The sequence below is a fragment of the Rhizobium changzhiense genome, assembly GCF_013087625.1.
GTDB classification, from domain to species: domain Bacteria; phylum Pseudomonadota; class Alphaproteobacteria; order Rhizobiales; family Rhizobiaceae; genus Rhizobium; species Rhizobium sophorae.
On sequence record NZ_JABFCQ010000003.1, the window covers coordinates 844,624 to 871,563 of the forward strand.

Sequence of the window (26,940 nt, forward strand, 5' to 3'; positions counted from 1 at the left end):
TTATAATGTGAACGTCGTGATGAAGGAGATTCAACAATGCGGCGCGACGAGTTCACGGAAATGCGTGCGTTTCTGGAGGTGGCTCGGGAGCGGAGTTTCACGCGCGCCGCATCCAAGCTGGGGGTCACGCGCTCGGCGCTGAGCCATACGATCAGCGCACTCGAAGCCCGGCTCGGCGTCCGGCTTCTCTCCCGCACGACGCGTGATGTGGCGCCCACGGCGGCCGGCGCGCGCCTCGTGGAAAGCATTCAACCGCATTTCGAAGGTATCGCAGCGGAGGTCAGTGCCATCAGCGCACTGCGCGACAGGCCCTCGGGTCATATCAGGCTCGTGTGTCCCGACGATGCCGTCGACCTCGTGTTCCGTCCGAGGCTGCCGGCATTTTTGCGCGACTATCCTGATATCAGCGTGGAACTCATCGTCGACAACGGTTTCACGAATATCGTCGAACGCCAGTTCGATGCGGGCGTGCGGCTCGGCGAAGCGATTGCGCGCGACATGGTGGCCGTTCGCATTGGACCCGACGTCTCTTACGCCGTGGTCGGATCACCCGAATATTTTGCGGCCCACACTGTGCCTTCGACCCCGCATGACTTGACAGACCACAATTGCGTCAACCTGCGGCTTCCGACGTCAGGCGCGCTCTATGCCTGGGAGTTCGAAAAGGATGGTCGCGAATTCAGCGTTCGCGTGGAGGGCCAGCTCGTGATGAGCAACATAGGACCGGCGATCAATGCCGCTCTCGATGGCGCGGGACTGTCCTATGTGCCGAGAGACCTCGTCCGGCAATATTTGGACAACGGTCAACTGACGGAAGTGCTCGCGGACTGGGCGCCGACGTTTCAAGGCTATCATCTCTATTACCCGAACCGGCGCCATCCATCCCCCGCTTTCTCCGCCTTCGTCGAAGCCTTTCGCTACCGGCAGAGGTAGCCTCAAGGGGCGCAGTCCGCTGCGCCCCTTTGCTCGCTCGTGGTTATCGAGCGCTGTCGATGATTGCGCCGCCGTCGGGAGCGAGGCTGTAGCCGGTGATGAACTGCGAATCCTTGCTGGCTAGGAACAGGACCACCGGGGCAATGTCCTCTTCCGGCGAACCGAAACGAGCGAGCGCATTCGTCGGCGGAGGAACCTCCTTTTCCGCAGCGCCCCAGGTGTCGGCGATCGGCAGGACGTTGTTCACGGTGATCTTGTCGGCTCCCCATTCGCGTGCCGTCGTGCGGGTCAGCGCGCGCACTGCCTCCTTGGCCATGTTGTAAGGGCCATAACCAGCCAGTCCGCTGGTGGCGGCCATCGAGGCGAAGTTGATGATCCGGCCTTCTCCGCTTTCCCTCAGGTGAGGATAGCAGGCCTGCATGAAGAGCAGATAGGCGATCGGCCCGGTGTCGAAGTTCCGTTGCAATTGCTCGACCGAAAGGTCGATGACCGAAGACGAGACCGCAGAACCATCGAAAGCATTGTTCACGAGAATGTCGATGCGGCCATATGTTGCGAGAACCTTGTCCACCGCGGCCGTGATCTGATCGGCTTCACCGACGTCGCAGACGACGGCGAGTGCCGTGCCGCCCGCTTCGACGATGTCAGCGACGACACGCTCGACGCTTTCTGATGTGCGCGATAGAATTGCGACCTTCGCACCTTCGGCGGCAAAGAGCTTTGCGGTGGCGCGGCCAATGCCGCGGCTTGCGCCTGTGACGATGGCAACTTTTCCATTGAGTCGACCCATGTGTATCTCCATTTGGTGGGGCTTGGGATCATCGAGACGTCAGAGCGCAGCGGCCTGGACGTGAGGGGAGGGCATGTCGCGGGCGTCGTTCTGCGTCACGAACGAGGTGACCAGCAGCGCGAGGCCGATCGCCGCGGGCAGGGTGCGGGCAGGTTTTCGAATGCCGATATGCGCCAGGCCCGACAGCAGCAGGTGAAAGAAGATGCCGGCATAGGCGAGATCGCTGAGCGGCACGCTGACACGTAAAAGGATCGCGACCGGGCCGAGAATCTTGATGACGATCATGAATGGAATAAGAAAGGGAGCCGTATATCCGAGTTCCGCCAGAACCTGGCGAACCCAGTCCCGCTTGGTGACATAGATGGCGGCTGAGGCGAGGTAGAGCACGGATAGAAGTGCCGTGCTGATCCAGTACACGTAAAATTCAGGCATGAGTTCATCCCTGTCGCTGCCCACGCAGCAACATTCCTCTCGTCGGGTCTGTCTGTTTGTTTTGAGAGGCGCTTTTCCTGCGCTCCCTTTGTGCATGCAGAGAAATGTCGCCTAAGGTTTATATTTGCAAGTAGGATGAATTACTTGCTGCTAGTATGGAAAACCAGACTATGGCCGATGGAATCAATATGCATGAGGAGATGCGGCGCGCATCCGCGCTGCTCTCCGGCAAATGGAAGCTGGAAATCATGTGGCTGCTCAATCAGCGCATCTACCGTTTTGGCGAGTTGAGAAAAGCTATTCCCGGCATCACCCAGCACATGCTGACGGCGCAGTTGCGCGAGCTCGAAGCGGACGGTTTGATATCCCGCACCGTCTTTGCCGAGGTTCCCCCGCGCGTCGAATATGAGATCACGCAAAAAGCGCGGGGCCTCGGCCCCACGATGGAGGCATTGACGGCGTGGTGGAACGAGTACGGCAAAAGCGTGCCGGTGAGGCCGAGTACACGCGGACGGAAGGCGAGGGACGTCTGAACTGCTTGGGAGACAATTGCCGCTTTTGAACGGCTTATCCGTTCACGGTCACGAAAGGCTCGAACCGAACTTGTCCCAGCCTTCCTTGATCGTCTCCATCGCGACGTTGGTCGAGGTGTTGGCAACGTGGGGCAGTGTCGAGATGCGCTCGCCGAGGACGCGCCGGTAGCGGCCGATGTCGCGGGTGCGGATTTTCAGCAGATAATCGAACCTGCCGGCGATCATGTGGCACTCCTCGACTTCGCTGATCTTCTTGATGGCCTCGTTGAAGCTTTTCAACGCATGCTCGCGGGTATCGGAGAGCTTCACCTCGACGAAAGCGATGTGGTCGAGCTGCATTTTCGACGGATTGAGAACGGCCTTGAAGCCTTCGATATATCCTTCGCTGATCAACCTTTTGAAGCGGATCTGGCATGGCGTCTTCGACAATCCGACACGCGCGGCGAGATCTGTGATCGACAGTCTCCCGTCCTCGGCGAGCGCGGCGAGGATCTTTCTGTCGAACTGGTCCAATTCACTAAAGATGTCGGTTTCAGTAGCCATTTGAACTCTCGCGGGCGGATTAATAAGTTCATACAGCCTGGAAACTGTTGAAATCAAGTGAGATTGCGATTTGTGATTATGATAGATTATCTGCCGGGCAGAAGAGTGCTGAAATCGGTATCGGCGCCGCGCTCAACACGGGGATCGTACATGCACAACAAAGAAGCGGATGAAGACCGGGCGCCGGATCTGCTCGCGCACTACCGCCCGCTTGCGATCAGGGCCGTGGCCGCGGCGCTCACCCTCAAGCGCGCCAGACCGGATGCGCGCCCGCTGCGCGAAACGGAATATTCCGGCCCCGCCTTCACGGATGATGCACAATGGGACGACGAGCCCGGCATCTCATTCATCCGTTAAACCAGACATCGATTGATAGGTACTTTCATGTTGAACGCAGCGATCGACCCCGCCCCCTCCCGTGATCCCGCCGACGGCGCGCCGTTTTCCGGCTTTGCGCCGCCGATCCGGCCGCAATCCGAACTTCGCCAGGCCATTACGGCGGCCTATCGCCGCCCGGAAGCCGAATGCCTGCCGCCGCTCGTGGCAGCCGCGCGTGTCTCAGAGGCGAAGCGCTATGACATCCGCAGCACGGCCCGCAGCCTGATCGAGGCGTTGCGCGCCAAGCACAAGGGAACCGGTGTCGAAGGGCTGGTACAGGAATATTCGCTCTCCAGCCAGGAAGGCGTGGCGCTCATGTGCCTAGCCGAAGCGCTGCTGCGCATTCCCGATACCGAAACCCGGGACGCGCTGATCCGCGACAAGATCGCCGAAGGCAACTGGACCTCCCACATCGGCGGCGGAAAATCCATGTTCGTCAACGCCGCCACGTGGGGGCTTGTCGTCACCGGCAAGCTCACCTCGACGGTCAACGACCGCAGCCTCTCGGCAGCGCTGACGCGGCTGATCGCACGCGCCGGCGAGCCGGTCATCCGTCGCGGCGTCGATATGGCGATGCGCATGATGGGCGAGCAGTTTGTCACCGGTGAAACGATCGCAGAGGCGCTGAAGCGCGCCCGGCCGCTGGAAGCGCGGGGCTTCCGCTATTCCTACGACATGCTGGGCGAGGCTGCCACGACTGCCGCCGACGCGGAGCGCTATTACCGGGATTACGAAAAGGCGATCCATGCCATCGGCAAGGCGTCGGACGGGCGCGGCATTTATGACGGCCCGGGCATATCGATCAAGCTTTCGGCCCTGCATCCCCGTTACGCGAGGTCGCAGGCCGGCCGGGTGATGAGCGAGTTGCTGCCGAAGGTCAAGGCGCTGGCCGTTCTCGCCAAGACCTATGATATCGGCCTCAATATCGACGCCGAGGAGGCCGATCGGCTGGAACTTTCACTCGATCTCCTCGAGGAGCTTTGCTTTGCCCCGGAACTGACAGGATGGAACGGGCTGGGCTTTGTCGTGCAGGCCTATGGCAAACGCTGCCCCTTCGTCCTCGATTACATCATCGATCTCGCACGCCGCTCCGGGCGCCGGGTCATGGTCCGTCTCGTCAAGGGCGCCTATTGGGATGCGGAGATCAAGCGCGCCCAGCTGGACGGTCTCGACGACTATCCGGTCTATACCCGCAAGATCTACACCGATGTCGCCTACGTCGCCTGCGCGCGCAAGCTGCTCGATGCTCCGGATGCGGTCTTCCCGCAATTTGCCACCCATAATGCGCAGACGCTCGCCACGATCTATCGTCTGGCGGGTCCCGATTTCGCCGTCGGCAAATACGAATTTCAATGCCTGCATGGCATGGGCGAACCTCTCTACGACGAGGTTGTCGGAAAGGAAAAGCTGGACCGGCCCTGCCGCATTTATGCGCCTGTGGGAACACATGAGACCCTGCTTGCCTATTTGGTTCGACGCCTTCTGGAAAATGGTGCCAATTCCTCCTTCGTGCACCGCATCTCCGATCCGAACGTCTCAGTCGAGGCGCTAATCGCCGATCCCGCCGAAATCGTCGCAGCCATGCCTGTCGTTGGCGCGCCCCACGCGCAGATCGCCTCGCCGAAGGCTCTTTACGGCAACGCCCGGGCCAATTCCGATGGTCTCGATCTCTCGAACGAGGCCACCCTTTCGGATTTGGCTGAGGCGCTCGCCTCCACGGCTGCTGCCCCGTGGCATGCGCTTCCCCTCCTTGCCGACGGCTCTACGGATGGGGTGACGCGCGATGTTCTCAATCCTGCCGATCACCGGGATGTCGTCGGTACGGTGACCGAAGTGAAGGTCGAGGAGGCAGCGCGCATCGTTCGCATGGCTGCGGAGCATGCGCCACAATGGGCCGCCGTGCCGCCGGCCGAGCGTGCCGCCTGCCTGGAGCGGGCCGCCGACATCATGCAGGCCCGCATCAAGGTGCTGATGGGCATCGTCATGCGTGAGGCCGGCAAATCCGCGGCCAATGCCGTCGGCGAGGTGCGTGAGGCCATCGACTTCCTGCGCTACTATGCCGAACAGGCACGCAAGACCCTCGGCCCCTCGCATGCGCCGCTCGGCCCGGTCGTCTGCATCAGCCCCTGGAATTTCCCGCTGGCGATTTTCACCGGGCAGGTTGCCGCGGCACTGGTGGCCGGCAATCCCGTGCTTGCGAAACCTGCCGGCGTCACGCCGATCATCGCTTCGGAGAGTGTGAAGATCCTTCACGAGGCGGGCGTGCCTGTCGGTGCCCTGCAGTTCGTGCCCGGCAGCGGCCGTCTCGGCGCCGGCATGGTCGGGGCGGAGGAGACTGCAGGCGTGATGTTTACCGGGTCGACCGAAGTTGCCCGCATGATCCAGGCGCAGCTGGCCGAACGGCTGTCAGCAAGCGGCAAGCCGATTCCGCTGATTGCCGAAACCGGCGGCCAGAACGGCATGATCGTCGACTCCTCGGCATTGGCCGAGCAGGTGGTGGCCGACGTCATTGCCTCTGCTTTCGACAGCGCCGGTCAGCGCTGCTCGGCGCTCAGGGTTCTCTGCCTTCAGGACGATGTCGCCGACAGGACCCTCAACATGCTGAAGGGCGCCTTCCGCGAACTGACGATCGGCCGGACCGATCGGCTGAGCATCGATGTCGGCCCGGTCATCAACGACAGCGCCAAAACGGAGATCGACCAGCATATCGAGCATATGCGCGGCTTGGGCCGCAAGGTGGATCAGCTGCCGCTGCCCGAAAGTGCGGCGGCGGGGACCTTCGTTCCGCCGACGATCATCGAGATCAAGTCGCTGTCTGACCTGACGAGAGAGGTCTTCGGACCGGTCCTGCATGTCGTCCGTTTCAAGCGAAACGGCCTTGACCGGCTGATCGACGACATCAACGCATCGGGTTACGGCCTCACATTCGGGCTTCACACCCGGCTTGATGAAACGATCGCGCATGTGACCAGCCGCATCAAGGCTGGAAACCTCTATGTCAACCGCAACATCATCGGCGCCGTGGTCGGCGTGCAGCCGTTCGGCGGCCGCGGCTTGTCGGGAACAGGCCCCAAGGCAGGCGGTCCGCTCTATATCGGCCGGCTGGTGCAGCGCGCGCCCGTGCCGCCGCAGCAGGATTCCGTTCATACGGACCTCGCCCTTCGTGACTACATCGTCTGGCTCGACAAGAAGGGCCTGTCGGGCGAGGGGGAAGTGGCGCGTGGGTATGCGAGCCGCTCGGCGCTCGGGCTCGAACGCGAACTCACCGGTCCGGTGGGCGAGCTCAATCTCTACGCGCTCCATCCTCGCGGCCGTATTCTCCTCGTGCCGCAGACGGAAGGCGGGCTTCATCGCCAGATCGCCGCAGCCCTGTCGACCGGCAATCACATCGTCGTGGACGCCGGTTCCGTATCGAAATCAGTCCTGGCGGACCTTCCGGCGGCTGTCGCCAGCCGGATTTCCTGGACATCCGATTGGGAAAAGGACGGGCCGTTCTCAGGCGCGCTCGTCGAAGGGGATCGCGACAGGATTCTGGCCGTCAATCAGAAGATTGCTCACCTGCCGGGTCCGCTGCTGCTGGTCCAGGCCGCGACGAGCGAGGAATTGGCGAGCGATCCCGAGGCCTATTGCCTGAATTGGCTGCTGGAGGAGGTGTCGACCTCGATCAACACCGCGGCTGCCGGCGGCAATGCAAGCCTTATGGCCATCGGCTGAGTGATAAGACGAGGGCGCAGAAAATATTCTCTCGTTGGCATGCATGTGACTTTGATCGTCGGAAAGGGTCGGCCGAAAGCCGGCCCATCCAATGGGTTTGCCCAAGCCTGAGAAAACGGCGGTCTTTCATGAGCAGCATAACCGTCCCCGGCAGCTCGTCCGCCTCCACGGTCTCCCGTGCGGTGCAGCCCTGTCCGGGGCCAAATCAGGCAGGTCGGTTGATGGTCATGCCGCCGCCTGCCATCCATCGCGGATATGGCGGTAGCCTTCGCGATAGACCGATTCCGGCGTCTCGGAAAAGTCGCGCCAGACCTTTGTCGCGGCGGCGAGCTCCTTGAGTGCCCGGCCGAAGGCCTCGATTGTCAGCCACCCGTCGTAGCCGCTCGCGCGTAGCGCCTTGAACGTCTCCGCCCAGGGAATGTTGCCGCGCCCGGGAACGCCGCGGTCATTCTCCGAAATATGGACATGCACGATGCGGTCACTGTTTCGCGTGAAGGCGCCGATGGGATCGGCCTCTTCGATATTGCTGTGGAAGGTGTCGTACATGGCGCGGATATTCGGATGTCCGATCGCGTCGATATGGGCCGCAAGGTCGTCCATCGTGTTGAACAGGTAACATTCGAAGCGGTTTAGCGCCTCAAGCCCGATCGTGACGCCGTGCTTTGCTGCATAGTCGCCGATCGCCAGTTGCGAGGAAACTGAACGCTTGAGTTCCGCCGTGCTCGGGCCACTCCCGGAAAATTTGCCGAGCGTCGAATGCAGCGGCCCGCTCAGCATCGTTGCGCCCAGCGCCTCGCTGCAGTCGATGGCCCATTTAACGTAATCGATGCCGCGCCTGCGGGTCGCAGCGTCGGGGGCGATCAGGTTCATCTGGGGGTCGCCCATGGCGGAAACGGCGGTCCGTTCCAGGCCGATCCGGTCGAGTAGCGCCCCCAGCCGCCGGTAGTCGTCGGGTGTGCCGGAAAAGATCGGTATCTCGACGCCGTCAAACCCCGTGTCCTTGATATCGCGTAACAGTGCCTCGTGTTTCCGGCCGACACTTGTCGTCCAGAGGAACATGCACATGCCGATCTTCATCTCCCCTCCCCTTGGCCCTGCGGCCACTGCGCGGCAGTTTCAACCGCCTTATCACTTTCCAGATCTGGTCATACCAAATCTTGGAATCTGGTCAAGCCAGTTCATGGCGCGCTTGAGGTGCCGGATTCGCGCCTTAGCAGCAAATTCAGCATTAAATATCGATCTGCAAAAGAAATATCGACGTTTTGGCCCGTCTTGCAGAGGGTGAAGAATTACGTTAGAGCTTTCAAATAACAAGAATTGGCCAAACCAGATCGTCGAAAGTCGCGAGGCTGGCCAAGGATAAGGTGACATCTTGCCGGCCAATTGGCGGTCGAGCGCGCCGCAACAGTCTAGGAGGACCTCATGCATCTTTCGACACACAACTGGATGCGGGCCGAACCGCTCGCCGTCACGCTGAAGCGCATCAAGAAATATGGCTATGAAAGCATCGAGATATCCGGCGAGCCGGCGCAGTACGACGTCAACGAGACGCGTACGTTGCTGAAAGAGCATGGCATCCGCTGCTGGGGCGCCGTTACGCTGACGCTCGGCGAGCGCAATCTTGCCGCCAGGGATGAAGGTCAGCGCGCCAGGTCAGTGGACTACGTCAAGAGCGTCATCACCATGGTCAGCGAACTCGACGGCGAGATCGTCACCCTCGTGCCGGCGACCGTCGGCAAGGTGGTGCCGGATGGGACCGAGGAGGAAGAGTGGACATGGGTGGTGGACGCCACCAGGGAGTGTTTTGCCCATGCGCAGAAGAGGGGCGTGCGCATTGCCGTCGAGCCGCTCAATCGTTTCGAGACCTATTTCTTCAACCGTGCCGCCCAAGCGCTGGCGCTCGCCGATGCCGTCAGCCCCGAATGTGGGGTGTGCCTGGATGCCTTCCACCTGAACATCGAGGAGGAAGACATGTATGAGGCGATCCGGCTCGCTGGAAAACGCCTGTTCGATTTCCACGTCGCCGATAACAATCGTTTTGCCGCCGGCCTCGGCCAGCTCGACTGGCCGAAGATCATCGGCACGCTGAAGGAGATCGGTTACGACGGCGCCGTCACCAACGAATTCGTCGCTCCGGTCGACCGCACGCCGGCCACAAAATATCCGGACATGGTCGAGCGCAACCCCGTCGATATTCCCCCGGAGCAACTGAAGTTTATCCAGGACCACGGCTCGAGCATTCTCACTGAGAAGTTCTACGACGATCAGATGCGGATCACCGCCGAGACGATCCTGCCGCTGATCAAGTAACGAACGGAAAGACATATGCCATGCGGCTCGCGGGCCGTGCGGGGCAGGGGATCCGAGACATGCGCATCAAGACCGTAGAGGCCTGGTGGATTAAAATTCCCATCGAGGCGAGCCGTCAGCACCGCAGCGACTTCGGCCGACTGACGACCTTCGATAGTGCGATCCTGCGGATCGAAACGGACGACGGCATCGTCGGGTGGGGAGAGGGCAAGAATGCCGCGGGCAGCGCGGGCACCTACGGCACGCTGGTACACATGCTCAATCACGAGGTGGGGCCGAAGCTCATCGGCCGCGATCCCGCGGACATCTCCACCATATGGGAGATGCTCTACAATGGCGTACGCCACGAGACGGCGGCGCGTTCGGGTCACACCATGCCCGAGATCGCGCGGCGCGGCCTTTCCGTCGCGGCGATCAGCGCGGTCGACATAGCGCTCTGGGACATTCTCGGCAAGTCGCTCGGCGTTCCCGTCTGGAAGCTGCTGGGTGGCCGCAAGGCGGACAGGTTGCCCGCCTATGCCTCGGGCGGTTGGGAGAGTGCGGAGCGGATCGGCGATCAACTCCGGTCCTATATCGCGGCCGGTGGTTTCAAGTCAGTCAAGATGCGCGTCGGTGCGATGGATCGTGCGCCGCATGTCTCGGCATCGCGCGTGCGGGCGGCGCGCAAAGCGGTCGGGCCCAACGTCGACCTGATGGTCGATGCACACGGCACGTATACTGTTGCCGATGCGAAGCGCTTCATCCAGATGGTTGCCGATTGCGACCTCGCCTGGTTCGAGGAGCCGGTGATTGCCGATGACAAGCCGGGCATGGCGGAGGTGCGCGCGGCCGGCAACGTGCCGATCGCTGCCGGCGAGAGCGAGGCGACGCGTTTTGCCTTCCGAGATCTTGCCATGCTTCGGGCCGCCGACATATTCCAACCGGACCCTGCCTTCTGCGGCGGCATTACGGAGGCGATGCGCATCAGTTCGCTCGCCAGCGCCTTCAATCTCCGTTTCGCGCCGCATCTCTGGGCCGGTGCGCCCTGCTTCTTTTCCGGCCTGCATGTGTGCGCGGCTTCCCCGGCAAGCTTCATCATCGAATATTCGCTCGGCGCCAATCCGATGATCCATGATCTTGTCGAGGACGCTGTGTCGGTGAAAGACGGTATGATAGAGATCCCGGACAGGCCTGGGCTGGGCTTCACGATCAATCAGCGGGTCCTGGAGACTCACGCGCAAAGACAGTGACGATGAAAGAAAATTCCCTCCTCTCCGATCTCGCGGCCCATCTTTTCTCGAACTCGAGCGGCAACGGCCGTACGCCTTCGGAGCGAGAGCTTGCGGAGCATTTCGGCGTCAGCCGGGGCCAGGTTCGCGAGGCACTGGCCATTCTGGAGGCAATGCGCATCGTCGAGCGCCGGGCCAAGTCGGGCATCTATCTGACGACCACGGAGGCGAGCGTGGAGGCAATGGCGCTTTTTGCCCGCGCCGGCGTGCCGCTTGATCCCATCCTGATCTACGAGACCGTGGAGCTTCGCAAGATCCATGAGATCAAGGCCGCGGAGCTCGCCTGCGATCGGGCGACGGAGGAGAATTACCAGCACTTGCGCGATATCCTCGCCGCATCGGAGGCGAAGCTTGCCGCCGGCGAGGGGCTGGCGCGCGAGGACCGGGATTTTCATTTGGAGATCGTCCGCGCCACCAAGAATAGCGTCTTCCATCGGGTGTGCAGCGTCTACTACGTCATGGGCGAACACCGCCTGCCGATCTATTTTGCCGACGCCGCCCGCAGCCGGCGCTCGCATGAGGAACATATCCGCATCTACGAGGCGCTGCTTGCCCGAGACGGCAATCTCGCCCAGGCGCTGATGAGCGCGCATCTTCAAGGTGCGGAAAGCTATTGGAAGGGTCTCATCGGCGGTCCAGCGACGGCAGCCGGATAGGCGCAACCGGCGGGAGGGCCGATGAGCTTCATCTTTTCCACACATCCCTTGCATCCCGCGGCCAAGGCCATGCTTGAGGCTGCGGGTGATCTGCGTGTCGCTTCCGCGCCCGATCCTGAAACGTTGCTGCGAGAAGGCCGTGGCGCGGGCATCGTCGTCATACGCGCGCCGATCCCTCCGGCCTTCTTCGAGGATGCGCCGGCGCTTCGCGCGGCGATCCGCCATGGCGCAGGGCTCGACATGGTGCCGATGGATGCGGCGACCCGCGCCGGCGTGCTTGTCGCCAACGTCCCGGGCGCCAATGCGTCGACTGTCGCCGAGCACGTCTTCCTCGTGACACTGGCCCTGCTTCGGCGCTTCCGCCTTATGGACCGCGAACTGCGTCAGAACGGCTGGGTGGCGGGCCGCGCCCAGTCGGATACGGCCGTCGACCTCGCCGGCCGCGCCATGGGCATCGTCGGTATGGGTAATGTCGGCAAGGCGATCTTCAAGATCGCGAAGTTCGGTTTCGGCCTGGAGGTGGTGGCCACGAGCCGGTCGCCGGAAAGCGTGCCGGACGGCGTGCGTTTCATGGCGATCGATGAGCTTGTTGCGACGGCCGACATCGTGGTGCTCTGCTGCCCGCTGACTCCGGAGACGACCGGCTTGCTCAATGCCGGTCGCATCGGGCGCATGAAGCCCGCGGCCATTTTGGTCAACGTCTCGCGCGGCCCGGTGATCGATGACGCGGCATTGATCGAGGCGCTGCGCGATGGCAGCATCGGCGGAGCCGCGCTCGACGTCTTCGCAACGCAGCCGCTGCCGCTCGACCATCCCTATTTCGGCTTTGACAACGTCATCGTCACGCCGCATCTGGCTGGTCTGACGGAAGAGAGCATGATGCGCATGGGAACAGGCGCGGCGAGCGAAGTCCTGCGCGTCATCAAGGGCGAATTGCCCGTCAACTTGCGCAATCCCGAAGTGGTAGAGCACTACCGCCGGCGCTTTCCCGCATAACGCCCCGTCGCGACAACTCGAAACGCTGGCCGCCCCTGCCGTGCCGCCGAGACCGGTTCCATTGTTTGGACCAATCAGGAACCCGCGTGCCGCAGGCTTACACCGCTTCCGGCGTCAAACAGCACGACCTTTTCCGGATTCCACGAAAAGCGAACCTCATCCTCGATCCGAAGCGCGGTCTGTGTCGGCACGGTCGCGTGGATGAACTTCTCGCCGGTGCGTAGCGTCACGATCTTTTCGACACCATGGTTTTCCACGTCGTGGACCCGTGCTTCGCCGGGGGCGCCGCTGTCGAGAAGAATGTCCTCGGGGCGGATGCCGAAGGTGAGCGGGCGACCGTCTGTCGCGATCCCGTGTCCGTTGCCGAGGGGGAGCCGGTAGCCCTCGCTGGCCACTGCCTCACCGCCGGCGAGCGTGCCGGCAATCAGGTTCATCGGCGGCGAACCGACCGCGCGCGCGACGAAGGTGTTGACCGGGTTTTGGTAGATCTCCTGCGGCGTACCCGTCTGCACCAGTTGACCATTGTTCAGGACGCCGATCTTGTCGCCCATCGACATGGCCTCTATCTGATCGTGAGTGACGAAGAGGAAGGTCGCGCCGAGGTTCATCTGCAGGTTTTTCAGCTCGGTGCGAAGTGCTTCGCGAAGCTTCGCGTCGAGCGCCGAAAGCGGTTCGTCCATCAAGAAGACCCGCGGTTTGCGCACGATGGCCCGGCCGATCGATACGCGCTGCATCTCGCCTCCCGACAGCCGGTCCGTCTTGCGGTCGAGCAGATGCTCGATGCGCAGTGTCTTCGCAACGCGGTCGACGCGCTCCTTGATTTCCCCAGGTTCAACGCGACGGATACGGGACTTCAATGGAAATTCCAGGTTCTCCCGCACCGTATAGCGCGGGTAGAGCGAATATTGCTGGAGCACCAGGGCCACGTCGCGCTCGGCGGCACCCCAGTCGGCGACGTCCTGCCCGTCGATGAAGATTTGGCCTGCGGTCGGCTTCTCGAGACCGGCGATCAGGCGCAACGTCGTCGTCTTGCCGGCGCCGGTCTGCCCGAGCAGCACGAAGAACTCGCCGTCAGCAATGTCGATGTTTAAGTTTTTCAGCGCCGTGTGGTTGCCGAAGGTCTTGGTGATGCCCTTGAGTTCGATATGCGCCATCAGAGTCTGATCCCCAGCGACGAGCCGGTCGCGGTGTTGAAGAAATGTGCCTGGGCGGGGTCGATACGTGCCCAGACGGCTTCGCCGGGACCAGGCACGAAACCGCTCTTGGTGCGTGCCCTGATCATCTGGTGACCGACCTTCAGGTCCACGATGTCGTGCGAGCCGAGAGGCTCGATGATATGTGCCTCGACCGGCATGAAGCCCTCGCGGGCCTCCCGTGAAACAAGAACGCCCTCAGGCCGGACCCCGAGTGTCAGCTTGCCGTTCTCGGCCCTTGCGTCGGAGAGGCGGTCGGCCAGCACGGCGGGGAACTCGAAGCCCGTCGTCTCGTCGCCGACCTGCACGCTGGTATGGCTGCCCGTCGCGCTGATGATCGCCGGCGCCATGTTCATGACCGGGCTTCCGACGAACTGGGCGACGAACGTGTTGGCGGGTTGCGCATAAACCTCTTCCGGCGTGCCGACCTGCTGGAGGATACCCTCGTGCATGATAACGATGCGGTCGGCGAGCGACATGGCCTCCACCTGGTCGTGCGTCACGTAGATGGTGGTTGAACCCTGCTTGATATGCAAACGCTTGATTTCCGCCCGCATCTCTTCGCGCAGCTTCGCGTCGAGCGCACCGATCGGCTCGTCCATCAGCATGGCCTTTGGCCGTCGCACCAGCGCGCGGCCGATCGCGACCCGCTGCATGTCGCCGCCTGACAGCGCCGAAGGCTTGCGGGTCAGCAGACCGGTGATACGCAGCACACCGGCGATCTCGCGGACCGACGCATCGACATCGGCACGGCTCATCCGGGTCGCGCGGAGCGGGAAGGCGATGTTCTCGTAGACCGTCATGTGCGGATAGAGCGAGAAGGATTGGAATACCATGGCGATATCCCTGTCGGATGCCTTGATATGCTGCACCGGCTGCCCGTCGATCAGAATGTCGCCTTCATCGATCGTCTCCAGCCCCGCGATGGCGCGCAATGTCGTCGTCTTTCCGCAGCCCGATTGTCCAAGCAGCACGATGAATTCATTGTCGGCGATGGCGAGATTAAGGTCTTTGATGACCTGGACGGCACCGAAATATTTCTGAATCCCGCGAAGTTCGATTTGCGTCATGAAGGGCTGCTTTCGTCTGGTTGCGCGTCCCGCGGGATTTTGGTCGCCACCATGAAGGCGATCAGTCCGACGAGCGTCATCGTCATGCCGTAGCGGTGCAGAAAGAGGTTCCACGGCTGGCAGAGCGCGACGATGCCCAAGATCATGAGATACTGCGAACCGGGTTCCAGATATTTCTGGTTGAAGGCGCGAAAGGTCATTTGCGGATCGCTCCGAAGCTCATGCCGCGCAGGAGATGGTTCCTGAGCAGGAAGGTGAAGATGGCGACCGGTAGCAGGAACAGGAATGTGCCGGCAGCAATCACCGTCCAATCCGGCAGGCCTGAGCCGACCTGGCTCGGAATGAAGGGTGGAGCCGTTTGCGCGCGCCGGTTCGTCATGATCAGCGCAAATGCGTATTCGTTCCAGGCCGTGATGAAGCAGAAGACTGCGGTTGCGGCAATGCCGGTGGCCGCTTCCGGGATGACGATCTTGAAAAAGGCCTCCATCCGGGTGTAGCCGTCGACGAGTGCGGCCTCCTCGTATTCCTTCGGGATCTCGTCGATGAAGCCCTTCATCAGCCAAACGGAGAAGGAAAGGTTGAAGGCAGTGTAGAGGATGATGAGGCCCCAATGCGTGTCGTTGAGGCCGACGACGCGGTACATGAGGAACATGGGGATCGCCACGACGACGGGCGGCAGCATGCGCGTCGACAGGATGAAGAAGAGAAGGTCTGCCTCCCCCTTCACTTTAAAGCGCGAGAAGCCGTAGGCCGTGAATGTCCCCATGCCCACGGCCAGCACCGTGGACGTGATGGCGACGATCAGCGAGTTCATGAAGCGGTTCGGATAGCCGGAGGGCTGCACCTCGCCGCGGCCGGAGCGAACGATCTTCTCGCCGCCGTCGAACACCATCCGCTCCCACCAGGGGGCGGCGGCATATTCTTCAGGGGTAGGTGCCCCGCGCAATTGCGAGCGCTTGGTGAAGAGCTTCACGAAGGGCGAGAGTTCCGGCTCGAAGAGCACCGTCGGCGGAATGGTGGTAGCGAGGTTGCGCGGCTTGAAGGCCGTCGAGGTGATCCAGTAGATCGGCGCCAGGAAGATCAGCGTGATGACCAATACGGCGGCAATCGCCACCCGGTTCAGCGCGCGTTCGGAGCGGGTTTGGACGGCAGCCATCTCAGCGCTCCTTCACTTTGTTGAGGTACTTGACGTAGATGTTGGTGATCGCAAGAACCATGATGAGCACGATGTAGGCGAGTGCGCAGGAGCGTCCTGTCTGCCATTCCTGGAAGGCCATCTTGTAGAGCCGGATGGAGATCACCTCGGTCGTCGGTTGGCTGGTCAGGATGTAGGCGAGGTCGAAGGTCTTGAAGGCTTCCATCGTACGGAAGATGATTGCGATCATCAGGATCGGCGCCACCAGCGGCAGCGTGATGCGGAAGAAGGTATAGAACGGTCCCGCCCGGTCGATCGCCGCTGCCTCGTAGAGATGTTTTGGCACGGCCGAAAGGCCGGCAAGCGACAGCAGCATCACGAAGGGCGACCACATCCAGATGTCCGTGATTGCGACCGCATAGAGCGCCATGTCCGGATTCGACAGCCACTCGAAGGAGCCGAGGCCGAGCGCGTAGTTGATGATGCCGAAGGACGGGTCGTAGAGCAGCTTCCAGAAGAGGCCGACCACGGCCATCGACAGCATCATCGGCAGCAGCAGCAGCGTCGTCAGAAGACCCTTCAGCGGGATATCGCGGTTGAGCAGCATCGCGGTGCCGAAGCCGACGATCACCTGACCCGTCACGGAGACGATCACATATTTCGCGGTGATGGCGAAATTCGACCAGATGAAAGGATCGTTCAGCAATTCGCGGTAGTTCTGCAGGCCGACAAAGTTCGCCGGCGCGTTCGTCGAGGCGCGAAAATCCGTGAAGGAATAGCCGAGCGAATAGATCAGCGGAAAGATGTTGAAGATGATCAGAAACAGGATCGTCGGGATAATGAAGAGATTGCGAATGCGGATGTCACTCGTGCCGCGGGATGCGGCACGTGATTTCGTGTCCAGCGATGTCATGACTGCGGTTGCCAATCCTCTCCTCCTTCGAGAGTCGGCGCCGGATGCCGGAAAAGGCATCACGATGCGCGAAGTGAATTCCGGGCGCCGCGCCCTCTCGAACCGCGCCTTTGGGCGCGAGATGCAGAATGCAAGGGAGGGGCGACGGAGCCCCTCCGCTGATCACGTTTGCTATTTATTGCGTCCGTATTTCTTGAACGTCGCGTTCCAGTCCGCTGCCAGAGAGTCGAGCGCTTCCTTCGCGGTGCCTTGCCCGGCGGTGACGAAGGGGTAGATGCGCTGGTTCATCTGGATCAGCAGTTCGGCATATTCAGGCGTTGCCCAGAAGTCCTTCACCTTGAACATCGTCTCGTAGAAGGCCTTGTTATAGGGTGTCGCGTTCTGAAATTCCGGCGATTCAAGCACCTTGGCGCTTGCCGTGTAGCCGCCGAGTTCGGCCCAGCGCTTCTGGGTCTCATCCTTGATGAACCATTCGAGGAATTTCATCGCCTCTTCCTGGTTTTTTGAGTAGGAGATGACCGATATGCCCTGGCCGCCGAGCGCTGCGAATTGCTCGCCGTTCGGCCCCGCCGGATTGGCAAAGAAGCCGGTAACCTTGGCGTTCGGGTTGGACGCCTCGTTCACCAGGGCCGGGAAGAAGGCGAAGTAGTTCATGCTCATCGCCGCCAGGTTCTCGGTGATCGCCTGGTTGTTCTCGACGAAGAAGGACTTGGCCCAGCCCGGAGGCGTAAAGCCGTAGAGCTCGCGATACAATTCGAGCGCCTTGACGTTCTTCTCGGAATTGATGATGCCGTCGACCTTGTAACTCTGGTAGTCGCCGAGTTCACCGCCAAAGGAGAAGATCGCGTTCTCGACACCCATGACGAGACCGTCATAAGAGTTGTCGGTGTAGATGGCGATTCCGTATCGCTTCTGGTCCGGACGGTGGAAGAATTCGGCGATGTCGCGCATCTCGGCCCATGTCTTGGGCGGGGCAAGGTCGTAACCGTATTTGGCCTTGAACGCCTCCATCTCCTTGGGATCTTCGAACCAGTCCTTGCGGTAGGACCAGCCGACGGCGTCGCCTTCGGCCGGAACTGACCAGTACTTTTTCGAGTTCGCCGGATACTCGGCGTAGTATTTCACTGTTGCCGGGGCCATCACCTGGGTCAGATTGTGCTTGGTGAAGAATTCGGTCAGATCCACGTAATGTCCGGCTTCTGACGCTGCCCCGATCCACTGGCTGTCGCCGACGACCATGTCATAGGCTGACCCCTTGGCGTTGAACTCGGTGAAGGCCTTGGTCTGGAAGTCGGCCCATGGTGTGGTCTCGACCGTGACTTTGACGCCGGTTTCAGCCTCGTATTCGTTGGCGAGTTCCTGAAGGTAGTTTGCCGGGTCCCACTCGGCCCAGAAGATCGTCAGTTCCTGGGCCTGCGCGGACGTTCCGCAGGCCCACATCAATCCGACACCGGCCAACAGACCGGTCATAGTTTTGCGCATAACGTTTCCTCCCATTTATGCACGCTTCCCGCGTCATCGCGGGCCTCCCGATCCGGCTTCCCGATCCTCCTGGGTGATTTTCGTGCTGGGGTCCTCCCCGACCCTGGCGCGTTTCAGATCTCAAGCCTGAATGTTATTCCCTAATCTGGTAGTACCAAACTCCATTATCGTCAAGAGTGAGCCTCGGAGAGCATTTAGCAAAGGTTCGTCTTCCATACTTCTAGATCTCTTCCCACAATTGCGACTCCGCTCATGCAGTCTTGTCAGGCGAAGTCACGTCTTGCTCGCCAATCCCGACCATATTTGCTTCATCTGGTCCAACCAATTGTGGGATTAATTTGAAGGTTCCCCACGTCATGCTTTGCTCTCCGCCTGCCGTAACGCCGTATCAACAAGCGCCTTGGCGGCCCACTCGGCAACAGACTGCGCGCTTTCGGAGGTCAGGCCCCAGATATCCTTCAATACGATCAGCACCTCGACACCGAAGACAAGCGAAAGCGCCTGCGCAAGGCGTTCCCGGGATTCGGGCGGCACGGTGCCCTGCAGGGGAGCCGTCACGCACTTGAGCAAGTCGACCCGGTGGCCGCGCGTGAATAGCGGCTCGTTGCCGAGCGTGCCGGCCTGACGCTGCGCCCACTGGTCCAGCGAAAGTTTCAGCGCCGCCTTGAAGGTGGCTTCGAACTCGTCGATGCGCGGCATTGCGGTCGCCAAGAGGTCGGCAACGCGGGTGCGTGCATCCGGACTGTCCGACGACCAACTGAGTATCGGCCCCAGAGCCTCATCCACCACGGCATGCACGAGCGCGGCCTGGCTCGGAAAGTAGCGGTAGGCCGTCGCGCGCGAGACTTCGGCAGCCTCGGCGACTTCACTTACCGAGGGAGTGATGCCGGACTGCATGAGCCGCGTTGCCGTTTCAAGCATCAGTTTTCGCGTACGGGCACGGGGGCCTCGCTCGCTCCTGGCTGTTTCGTTCTGTTGACGTGAGACATCCATATCTTTATGATACGCGCGTCTCACAAATTTGCAAGGGCTCAATCGCTTTGCCCGGACGTGGGATATGCTGGGAGAAAACCCAACCGGTCTCGGAGGGGAAATGAAGCAGATCTACGTGGTCGGCACGGCCGACACGAAGGGCGAGGAGCTTGCTTATCTGGCCGCTTGCATCGAAGTGGCGGGCGGGGCTGTCGTCCGTGTCGACGTCGGCATCCGCGAGCCTCAAACCTCCGTCGATGTGAGGGCCGACGCAGTGGCGGCGTGCCATCCGGACGGGGCTGGAGCCGTTCTTGCCAGCGGCGACCGCGGAACGGCGGTCGAGGCGATGGGCACTGCCTTCGCGCGCTTCCTCGTCGAGCGCCAGGACATTGCCGGCGTCATCGGTATCGGTGGAGGCGGGGGCACTTCGATCATTACCGCAGGCATGCGCCAATTGCCGCTCGGTCTGCCAAAGATCATGGTCTCGACGCTCGCATCCGGCGATGTGGCTCCCTATGTCGATGTTTCCGACATCGTGATGATGCCCTCGGTCACCGACATGGCGGGCCTGAACCGGCTGAGCCGCGTCATCCTTCACAACGCCGCCCAGGCGATCACCGCCATGGCCCGCCGGCCGGCTGAGGTGACAGCATCGAAACCGGCCCTCGGGCTTACCATGTTCGGCGTTACGACACCTGCCGTATCCGCCATGGTCGAGCGCCTCCGAGCAGACTATGATTGCCTGGTCTTCCACGCGACAGGCACGGGCGGGCGGGCAATGGAGAAGCTTGCCGACAGCGAACTCGTCTCAGGCGTACTCGACATCACGACGACCGAGGTCTGCGACCTGCTTTTCGGCGGCGTCCTGCCCGCCACCTCGGACCGTTTTGGCGCCATTGCTCGCAAAGGCTTGCCCTATGTCGGCTCGGTCGGTGCGCTTGACATGGTGAACTTCTGGGCGCCGGAGACCGTCCCCGAGCGTTATGCCGGCCGGCTGTTTTACCGGCACAACCCGAACGTCACCTTGATGCGCACGACCTCGGCGGAATGCGCGCAGATTGGCCGCTGGATCGGCGACAAGCTCAACCTCTGCCACGGCCCCGTGCGTTTCCTCATTCCCGAAAAGGGCGTCTCAGCCCTCGACATTGAAGGCGGTCCGTTCTTCGATCCGCAAGCCGACGCCGCGCTTTTTGCGTCGCTCGAGGCGACGGTGAAGCCGACGGCGTCGCGACGTATCATTCGCCTGCCGCTCCATATCAACGATCCGCATTTCGCCGAGGCCGCCGTCGCGGCCTATCGTGATATCGCCAACCCCTGAGAGACAAATCGATGCCAGTCATACCGCGTAGCACCATCCTCGAAAAATTTCACGGCATGATCGCAGCCGGCGTGCCGATCGTCGGCGGCGGTGCCGGCACAGGCATCTCCGCCAAGGCCGAGGAGGCAGGCGGTATCGACCTCATCATTATCTACAATTCCGGGCGATACCGCATGGCGGGCCGCGGTTCGGCGGCCGGACTGCTCGCCTATGGCAATGCCAACGAAATCGTCAAGGACATGGCGCTTGAAGTGTTGCCGGTCGTGAAAAAGACGCCGGTGCTTGCCGGCGTCAACGGCACGGACCCTTTCGTGCTGATGCCGCGCTTCCTCGCCGACCTCAAGGCAATGGGCTTTTCAGGCGTACAGAACTTCCCCACAATAGGCCTCTTCGACGGCCGGATGCGGCAGAGTTTCGAGGAAACGGGCATGAGCTACAATCTGGAGGTCGAGATGATCGCCACCGCCCACGGGCTCGACCTGCTGACGACGCCCTATGTCTTCAACGAGAGCGAGGCTATCGCCATGACGACCGCTGGCGCCGACATCGTCGTGGCGCATATGGGGGTGACGACCGGCGGCACGATCGGCGCCACATCCGGCAAGTCCCTCGATGCCTGCGTCGACGAGATCGCCGCGATCGCCAAGGCGGCACGTTCCGTGCGCGACGACGTCATCGTGCTCTGCCACGGCGGCCCGATCTCCCTGCCGGAGGATGCGCGCTACATTCTCGAGCGTTGCGCTGGCTGCCACGGCTTTTATGGCGCAAGCTCGATGGAGCGCCTGCCGGCAGAGGCGGCAATCCGCAAGCAGACGGAAGATTTCAAGGCGCTCGCCATCGGCGCGGTCGTCTGAGGAAGGGTGTGGAGGAGGGTTTCATGGTAAAGGACAAGTACTTCATCTATCCTGAGGAGGTGAGCGCCTTCGGCTTCGACTGGGGCAAGCTGTCGCTGACTGTGGCGCCCGAGGTCAACGGCGCCAGCCGCTTTTCCGGCGGCGTCGTCGAGCTGCCAAGCGGCGAGGGCCATTCCCGCCACAATCACCCTGGCGCGGAGGAAATCATTTTTGTGATTTCCGGCGAGGGCGAGCAGATGGTCGAGGACGAGAATGGTAATCCGATCACGCAGAAGGTCGCCAGCGGCTGCACGATCTATATTCCGGAAAGTCGCTTTCATTCGACGAAGAACACTGGTGGCGGGAAGATGCTCCTCTTCGTGGTCTACTCACCGGCCGGGCCGGAGCTTGCGCTACGCGATTTGCCGGACTTCCGCCTGCTGCCGCCGGGCTTCTGAGGCGGCGCATCCATTTCTGGGAGGAAAGACAATGAACGACAATGCAGGGCAAACAAGGCAGGCCGCCGTGACGCCGTTCGATACGGCCAAGCTCGACCGTCTCATGGAGGAAGCCGGTATCGACGTCATCGTCGCCACTTCCAAACATAACACGCAATATCTCATGGGCGGCTATAAGTTCATCTTCTTCGCCGCCATGGATGCGATCGGGCATAGCCGGTACCTGCCGATGGTGATTTATGAGAAAGGCGCGCCCGATCACTCCGCCTATGTGGGCAACCGCATGGAGGGCGCGGAGCACCAGAACAATCCATTCTGGACGCCCGCCGTGCATACGGCGAGCTGGGGCACGCAGGACGCCGCCGGGCTCGCCGCCGAGCACCTGAAGAAAATCGGCAAGGCCGGTGGGCGCATCGGCATCGAGCCGGCCTTCATGCCATCCGATGCCCGCGACCTTCTTGCCTCTCGGCTGGATGGCGCTCGATTTGTCGATGCCACGCATGTGTTGGAGCGGCTAAGGGCGGTCAAGACGCCAGATGAACTGGCAAGGCTGAGACGCGCCTCCGAACTGATTACCGACTCGATGCTGGCGACGATCGCGGCGGCGCGCGCCGGCTCTACAAAGATGGAGATCATCGAGCAGTTGCGCCGGGAGGAAACGAACCGCGGCCTGCACTTCGAATATTGCCTGCTGACGCTCGGCTCCAGCCACAATCGCGCGGGCTCGCCGCAGGCCTGGGCCGAGGGCGAGATCCTGTCGATCGATTCCGGCGGCAACTATCACGGATATATCGGTGACCTCTGCCGCATGGGTGTGCTCGGCGAGCCGGATGCGGAGCTGGAGGACCTTCTGGCCGAAGTCGAATGCGTCCAGCAAGCGGCCTTCGCCAAGGTCAGGGCAGGGGCTGCGGGCAGGGAGATGATCGTGGCAGCGGAGGCCGAGCTCAAGGCCTCGCCGTCGGCGGCCTTCACCGACTTTTTCTGCCATGGCATGGGCATCATCGCCCACGAAGCGCCATTCCTCATGACGAACCACCCCGTCACCTATGATGGCATCGATGCCGACAAACCGCTGGAAGCCGGGAGTGTGATCTCGGTCGAGACGACGATGCTTCACCCGAAGCGCGGATTCATCAAGCTGGAGGATACGCTCGCAATCACCGATGGCGGCTATGAAATGTTCGGCGACCGTGGCCGCGGCTGGAACCGCGGCGGAGCGTGATTGCAGGCCCATTGCAAAAAGGTCCCCGGCAAATATCACCTGCCGGGCCTTTCGTTGCTTGGTGCCGTCGTCTCAGCTGTGGTGGATCTCTGTTCCCAGTACCTTCAGGCATTCGCGGATAAAGGCAGCGAGCGCCGTCCAGCCCTTGGCCGAAACCATCGTGCCATCGACATAGGCTTCGGTTGGCGACAGGTCGATATAGGTTCCGCCCGCCAGGGTGACCTCCGGTTCGCATGCCCCAAGTGCACCCACCTTCTTGCCGCGAACGACACCGTCGACCGCGATCAGAATCTGGACGCCGTGACAGATGGTGAAGATCGGCTTCTTCTGTTCGTGGAAATGACGCACCATCGCCTGCACCCGCTTGTCGGTGCGGATATATTCCGGTCCCCGCCCGCCGGCGCAGTAGACGGCATGATACTGGTCGAGCTGGTCCTCGGCCTCGGAAAACGTCTTGTTGATGGTGACGTTGTGCCCGAGTTTTTCGGTGTAGGTCTGGTCGCCCTCGAAATCGTGCAGCGACGTCCTGAGGATGTCGCCGGCCTTCTTGTCAGGGCACACGACATGCACCGTGTGACCGACCGCCTCCATCGCCTGCTGAAAGACGAAGATTTCGTACTCCTCGGTGAAATCGCCGGTGAGCATCAGGATTTTCTTGCCTGGCATGGGTTCTCCTCCTCGTTGTCAGGCCGGGCAGGCTCGTCCTTGCCCGGCGCGGTTGCTCAGATTTCGTCGAAGGCCGGCAACAGCCGGTCGCGCGATTGTTCGATATGGATGCGCATTGCCTTCGCAGCGGCGCAGGGGTCGCGCGCCGCGAAGGCATCGAGCAGCGTCTGATGCTCGGCGAGCGCCTCCTCGGTGACGCGGCGATGGAACATCAGGCGGAAGATATGGAAATGCGTGTGCTGGAATGTCAGCATCTCGCGGATCAACTCGTTGCCGGCAAATTCCATGATGCGGTCGTGGAAAATAGCGTCCTTGCGGGCGAAGGCCGAATAGTTGGCTCGTTCGTCCCTGTTGTCGCTGCGTGTCATCACGCCGGCGGCCTCCGTCAGGATGGCCAGCTTTTCGTCGTTCATCGCCTCGGCGGCCTTCGCAGCGCCGGCAGGTTCCAGCAGCAGGCGCAGTTCATAGAGCTCGTCGAAGCGGTGGCGCGTGATCTGCGGCGCGGCACGATAGCCGACGAGATGCTGCTTGACGACGAGGCCTTCGCCTTCAAGCCGGCCGAGGGCTTCGCGGATAGGGGTGTGTGAGACGTTGAATTCCCTGACCAGGTTGTCGACGGTGATGCGAGCCCCCGGGGCAATCTTCAATGACATGAGCTGGTTGAAGATTGCCTCGTAGACGTCGCCCGCCAGGCTGTTGGCGCGTGGTATCTGGGTTGTGCCCGTTGAGGGTTCCTTCGGTCTCGTCGAAATCATCTGCTGCCTTGCCTCTTGACAGGTTCAATCGCTAGCACGATGCTGCGGCCAAGACAATCCTATATCCTATACGATTTAATATAGGGAGGAAAAATCATGCGCATATCCGAAACGGCAGCGCTTGCGCTTGCCACCCGGCTGCTGGAAGAGCATGACGCACCGCGTGACCATGCGGCCCTGCAGGCTCGCGTCTTGGTAACGGCCGAGATGAAGGGGCACCCCTCGCATGGCCTGTACCGGCTTCCGCGGCTGGTCGAACGGATCGAGCGCGGGGTCATTGACCCGCAGACGAAGGGCACGCAGCGCTGGCGCGCGGATGCAGTGCTGGAGGTGGAGGGTTCGTCGGGATTTGGCCCCGTCGTCGCGATGGCCGCGATCGAGCGGCTGGCGCCTAACATTCCGGATCTTGGCATCGGCCTTGTCGCCGTGCGCAATGCCAACCATCTCGGCATGCTCGCGCATTATGTGGAGGCCATCGCCGCAATGGGTTTCGTCGGCATCGCGCTCTCGTCGAGCGAGGCGCTGGTCCATCCCTTCGGCGGTACACGGGCCATGCTCGGCACCAACCCCATCGCCATCGCCGTGCCGACCGCCGAAGAACCGCTCGTGCTCGATCTTGCCACCAGCCTCGTGCCGATGGGCAGGATCCACCACCACGCGGCGACCGGCAGGCCCATTCCCGAGGGATGGGCGCGCGATGCCGCCGGTAACCCGACGACCGATCCCGGGCGTGCGAAGGCCGGCGCGATTGCGCCCTTTGGCGACGCGAAGGGCTACGGCCTCGGCATTGCTTTGGAGCTGCTGGTGGCAGCTCTTGCCGGCTCGGCGCTCGCGCCGGATGCGCGCGGCACGCTCGACAGCCAGTCGCCGTGCAACAAGGGCGACGTCTTCATCTTGATCGAGCCCAGTTTGGCGCCGGGACTGCCGGAGCGGCTGTCGACCTATCTCGATGCCGTGCGCGCTTCACCACCCGCCAGCGCCGGCGAACCGGTTCTCGTCCCGGGCGATCGTGCCCGCGGGCGGCGAGCGGCGGCAAGCCGCAACGGGTTCGAGATCGACCAGAGCCTCTGGGAAGACCTCAACGCGCTTTCGCGCCCACGCATTCTGGCCTTCGAGGGACAAAGATCATGAGCCTGTTTGCTGCCTTGAGGCTGCCGCGGGAAATCCTGTTCGGCGTCGGCCAGCGCCATGCGCTCGCGAGCGTCGCCAGCAGAACCGGCCGGCGCGCACTCGTCTGCACGGATGCGCGTTTTGCCGCAACGCCGGTCTTTGCGGAAATGATCGCCGCGCTTGAAGCAGCCGGCATTGTCGTCCTGGTGCATGACCGCACGCTGCCGGACGTGCCGCAAGATACGGTCGCTGTTTGCGTTGAGGCCGCGCGCGGTTTTGAGCCCGATATGGTGATCGGCATCGGTGGCGGCAGCTGTCTCGACATGGCCAAATGCGCTTCGCTCCTGCTCGCTCACGGAGGCGCGCTCGCCGATTATTACGGTGAGTTCAAGGTGCCGGCGCCCGTCCTGCCGGTCATCGCCGTGCCGACGACGGCAGGGACCGGGTCCGAGGTGACGCCGGTTGCGGTTGTTTCCGATCCCGATCGTATCCTGAAGGTTGGCATTTCCAGCCCATATCTCATCGCCGCAGCGGCGATCTGCGACCCGGAACTGACCTTATCCTGCCCGCCCGGGCTCACGGCGATTGCCGGTGCGGATGCGTTGACGCATGCCATCGAAGCCTTCACGGCCATGCGCCGCCCCGGCGATCCCGACCTCGCACAGCAGCATGTCTTCATCGGAAAGAGCGATCTCTCTGACCAGTTCGCGCTGCATGCCATCCGGCTCCTCAGTCGGAGCCTGGAAAAGGCATTCGTCGACGGCGCCGACATCGATGCGCGCGCCGATGTGATGATGGGCGCGCTCGCAGCCGGCTGCGCCTTCGGAACGGCGGGCACCGCGGCGGCCCATGCCGTGCAATATCCGGTCGGTGCCTTGACCCATACGCCGCACGGCCTCGGGGTTGCGACCATGCTGCCCTATGTGATGACATATAATCGCCGCGTCGCGAGCGCGGACATCGCCATTGTCGGTAGGGCGCTCGGCCTTGATGCCACCGGAGTGGAGGACGATGAAACGATTGCCGATGCCGCGATCGGCGAGGTCTGCCGCCTCTTCGCCGCGATCGGCATCGCTCCGACGCTCGCCGGGCTTGGCCTGCCGGAAGACCGGATCGACTGGGCCGCAGAGCAGGCGCTCGGCATCGGCCGGCTGATCAAGAACAATCCCCGCTCCTTCGATGCCGCTACCATGCGCGGCCTGGTGCGGGCCGCCTATGACGGCGACCTGGCCGCTTCCGCCCTCTGACCTGGAAATCATC

Annotated in this window: 27 protein-coding genes; 14 read left to right on the top strand and 13 right to left on the bottom strand. The window is 62.2% G+C overall.

Annotation, left to right across the window (positions count from 1 at the left end; all coding sequences use genetic code 11):
* Positions 1-36: 36 nt before the first annotated feature.
* Positions 37-933: a LysR family transcriptional regulator gene (locus tag G9X68_RS18990; RefSeq protein WP_171603696.1), complete on the top strand. Its 897-nt coding sequence runs from the start codon at positions 37-39 to the stop codon at positions 931-933.
* A gap of 43 nt (positions 934-976) precedes the next feature.
* Here G9X68_RS18990 and G9X68_RS18995 read toward each other — a convergent pair whose 3' ends face one another.
* Both G9X68_RS18995 and G9X68_RS19000 read right to left on the bottom strand, forming a co-directional pair.
* Positions 977-1,723, bottom strand: coding sequence for an SDR family NAD(P)-dependent oxidoreductase (locus G9X68_RS18995; RefSeq protein WP_171603697.1), 747 nt, complete (start codon positions 1,721-1,723; stop codon positions 977-979).
* A 39-nt stretch (positions 1,724-1,762) separates the two neighbouring features.
* A complete protein-coding gene (locus G9X68_RS19000; RefSeq protein ID WP_171603698.1) occupies positions 1,763-2,155 on the bottom strand; it encodes a DoxX family protein in 393 nt (130 codons plus the stop codon).
* A gap of 155 nt (positions 2,156-2,310) precedes the next feature.
* Between G9X68_RS19000 and G9X68_RS19005 the strand changes: the two genes are divergently transcribed.
* Positions 2,311-2,688, top strand: coding sequence for a winged helix-turn-helix transcriptional regulator (locus G9X68_RS19005; RefSeq protein ID WP_171603699.1), 378 nt, complete (start codon positions 2,311-2,313; stop codon positions 2,686-2,688).
* A gap of 48 nt (positions 2,689-2,736) precedes the next feature.
* Here G9X68_RS19005 and G9X68_RS19010 read toward each other — a convergent pair whose 3' ends face one another.
* Positions 2,737-3,231 (bottom strand): Lrp/AsnC family transcriptional regulator, encoded by a 495-nt coding sequence (locus G9X68_RS19010; protein ID WP_138332467.1) that lies wholly within the window; start codon positions 3,229-3,231, stop codon positions 2,737-2,739.
* A 150-nt stretch (positions 3,232-3,381) separates the two neighbouring features.
* Here G9X68_RS19010 and G9X68_RS19015 point away from each other — a divergent pair, with 150 nt between their 5' ends.
* Together G9X68_RS19015 and putA are read left to right on the top strand one after the other, a co-directional pair.
* On the top strand, positions 3,382-3,588 hold the full coding sequence (locus tag G9X68_RS19015; protein WP_171603700.1) for a hypothetical protein: 207 nt from the start codon (positions 3,382-3,384) through the stop codon (positions 3,586-3,588).
* Between the two features lie 27 nt (positions 3,589-3,615).
* Complete coding sequence (gene putA, locus G9X68_RS19020) at positions 3,616-7,323, top strand: trifunctional transcriptional regulator/proline dehydrogenase/L-glutamate gamma-semialdehyde dehydrogenase (protein WP_171603701.1); 3,708 nt, start codon at positions 3,616-3,618, stop codon at positions 7,321-7,323.
* Between the two features lie 225 nt (positions 7,324-7,548).
* Here putA and G9X68_RS19025 read toward each other — a convergent pair whose 3' ends face one another.
* Entirely contained in the window at positions 7,549-8,400 is an 852-nt protein-coding gene (locus G9X68_RS19025; RefSeq protein WP_171603702.1) for a sugar phosphate isomerase/epimerase family protein, read from the bottom strand.
* Between the two features lie 345 nt (positions 8,401-8,745).
* Between G9X68_RS19025 and G9X68_RS19030 the strand changes: the two genes are divergently transcribed.
* From G9X68_RS19030 to G9X68_RS19045, 4 genes are read left to right on the top strand one after another with little or no spacing between them, the layout of a single operon-like run.
* Positions 8,746-9,633: a sugar phosphate isomerase/epimerase family protein gene (locus G9X68_RS19030; RefSeq protein ID WP_171603703.1), complete on the top strand. Its 888-nt coding sequence runs from the start codon at positions 8,746-8,748 to the stop codon at positions 9,631-9,633.
* A gap of 59 nt (positions 9,634-9,692) precedes the next feature.
* Positions 9,693-10,862 (top strand): mandelate racemase/muconate lactonizing enzyme family protein, encoded by a 1,170-nt coding sequence (locus G9X68_RS19035; protein ID WP_171603704.1) that lies wholly within the window; start codon positions 9,693-9,695, stop codon positions 10,860-10,862.
* Between the two features lie 2 nt (positions 10,863-10,864).
* Positions 10,865-11,557 (top strand): FadR/GntR family transcriptional regulator, encoded by a 693-nt coding sequence (locus tag G9X68_RS19040; protein ID WP_131627597.1) that lies wholly within the window; start codon positions 10,865-10,867, stop codon positions 11,555-11,557.
* 21 nt (positions 11,558-11,578) lie between these two features.
* Positions 11,579-12,553 carry an NAD(P)-dependent oxidoreductase gene (locus G9X68_RS19045; RefSeq protein ID WP_171603705.1) on the top strand — a complete coding sequence of 325 codons (975 nt, stop codon included), beginning with the start codon at positions 11,579-11,581 and terminating at the stop codon, positions 12,551-12,553.
* A gap of 74 nt (positions 12,554-12,627) precedes the next feature.
* Here the strand turns inward: G9X68_RS19045 and G9X68_RS19050 are convergent, their stop codons facing one another.
* From G9X68_RS19050 to G9X68_RS19080, 7 genes are all read right to left on the bottom strand, one after another.
* Complete coding sequence (locus tag G9X68_RS19050; RefSeq protein ID WP_171603706.1) at positions 12,628-13,707, bottom strand: ABC transporter ATP-binding protein; 1,080 nt, start codon at positions 13,705-13,707, stop codon at positions 12,628-12,630.
* Entirely contained in the window at positions 13,707-14,816 is a 1,110-nt protein-coding gene (locus G9X68_RS19055; protein WP_168308394.1) for an ABC transporter ATP-binding protein, read from the bottom strand. Before G9X68_RS19055 ends, G9X68_RS19050 begins: the two co-directional genes overlap by 1 nt.
* Positions 14,813-15,016, bottom strand: coding sequence for a hypothetical protein (locus tag G9X68_RS19060; RefSeq protein ID WP_168308393.1), 204 nt, complete (start codon positions 15,014-15,016; stop codon positions 14,813-14,815). The genes G9X68_RS19055 and G9X68_RS19060 overlap by 4 nt, the downstream gene beginning before the upstream one ends.
* A complete protein-coding gene (locus G9X68_RS19065; protein ID WP_003549729.1) occupies positions 15,013-15,972 on the bottom strand; it encodes a carbohydrate ABC transporter permease in 960 nt (319 codons plus the stop codon). The genes G9X68_RS19060 and G9X68_RS19065 overlap by 4 nt, the downstream gene beginning before the upstream one ends.
* Before the next feature lies 1 nt (position 15,973).
* Positions 15,974-16,879, bottom strand: a complete 906-nt coding sequence (locus G9X68_RS19070; RefSeq protein ID WP_171603707.1) for a carbohydrate ABC transporter permease — start codon at positions 16,877-16,879, stop codon at positions 15,974-15,976.
* 156 nt (positions 16,880-17,035) lie between these two features.
* A complete protein-coding gene (locus tag G9X68_RS19075; RefSeq protein WP_168308392.1) occupies positions 17,036-18,346 on the bottom strand; it encodes an ABC transporter substrate-binding protein in 1,311 nt (436 codons plus the stop codon).
* Between the two features lie 354 nt (positions 18,347-18,700).
* Complete coding sequence (locus G9X68_RS19080) at positions 18,701-19,339, bottom strand: TetR/AcrR family transcriptional regulator (RefSeq protein ID WP_171603708.1); 639 nt, start codon at positions 19,337-19,339, stop codon at positions 18,701-18,703.
* A gap of 100 nt (positions 19,340-19,439) precedes the next feature.
* On the opposite strand from G9X68_RS19080, the gene G9X68_RS19085 reads away from it, so the two are divergent.
* Genes G9X68_RS19085 through G9X68_RS19100 form a run of 4 tightly spaced genes read left to right on the top strand, consistent with a single transcriptional unit; the run spans position 19,440 to position 23,149 of the window.
* Entirely contained in the window at positions 19,440-20,636 is a 1,197-nt protein-coding gene (locus G9X68_RS19085; RefSeq protein ID WP_171603709.1) for a Tm-1-like ATP-binding domain-containing protein, read from the top strand.
* 11 nt (positions 20,637-20,647) lie between these two features.
* On the top strand, positions 20,648-21,490 hold the full coding sequence (locus G9X68_RS19090; RefSeq protein ID WP_171603710.1) for a phosphoenolpyruvate hydrolase family protein: 843 nt from the start codon (positions 20,648-20,650) through the stop codon (positions 21,488-21,490).
* Between the two features lie 23 nt (positions 21,491-21,513).
* On the top strand, positions 21,514-21,927 hold the full coding sequence (locus tag G9X68_RS19095; protein WP_171603711.1) for a cupin domain-containing protein: 414 nt from the start codon (positions 21,514-21,516) through the stop codon (positions 21,925-21,927).
* Between the two features lie 31 nt (positions 21,928-21,958).
* Complete coding sequence (locus G9X68_RS19100) at positions 21,959-23,149, top strand: M24 family metallopeptidase (RefSeq protein WP_171603712.1); 1,191 nt, start codon at positions 21,959-21,961, stop codon at positions 23,147-23,149.
* 72 nt (positions 23,150-23,221) lie between these two features.
* Here the strand turns inward: G9X68_RS19100 and G9X68_RS19105 are convergent, their stop codons facing one another.
* Positions 23,222-23,815, bottom strand: coding sequence for a DJ-1/PfpI family protein (locus G9X68_RS19105; RefSeq protein ID WP_168308387.1), 594 nt, complete (start codon positions 23,813-23,815; stop codon positions 23,222-23,224).
* A gap of 56 nt (positions 23,816-23,871) precedes the next feature.
* Positions 23,872-24,570, bottom strand: coding sequence for a GntR family transcriptional regulator (locus G9X68_RS19110; protein ID WP_171603713.1), 699 nt, complete (start codon positions 24,568-24,570; stop codon positions 23,872-23,874).
* A 96-nt stretch (positions 24,571-24,666) separates the two neighbouring features.
* Between G9X68_RS19110 and G9X68_RS19115 the strand changes: the two genes are divergently transcribed.
* Both G9X68_RS19115 and G9X68_RS19120 read left to right on the top strand, forming a co-directional pair.
* On the top strand, positions 24,667-25,701 hold the full coding sequence (locus G9X68_RS19115; RefSeq protein WP_171603714.1) for an Ldh family oxidoreductase: 1,035 nt from the start codon (positions 24,667-24,669) through the stop codon (positions 25,699-25,701).
* Positions 25,698-26,927, top strand: a complete 1,230-nt coding sequence (locus G9X68_RS19120; RefSeq protein WP_171603715.1) for an iron-containing alcohol dehydrogenase — start codon at positions 25,698-25,700, stop codon at positions 26,925-26,927. Before G9X68_RS19115 ends, G9X68_RS19120 begins: the two co-directional genes overlap by 4 nt.
* The last annotated feature ends 13 nt before the right edge of the window (positions 26,928-26,940 follow it).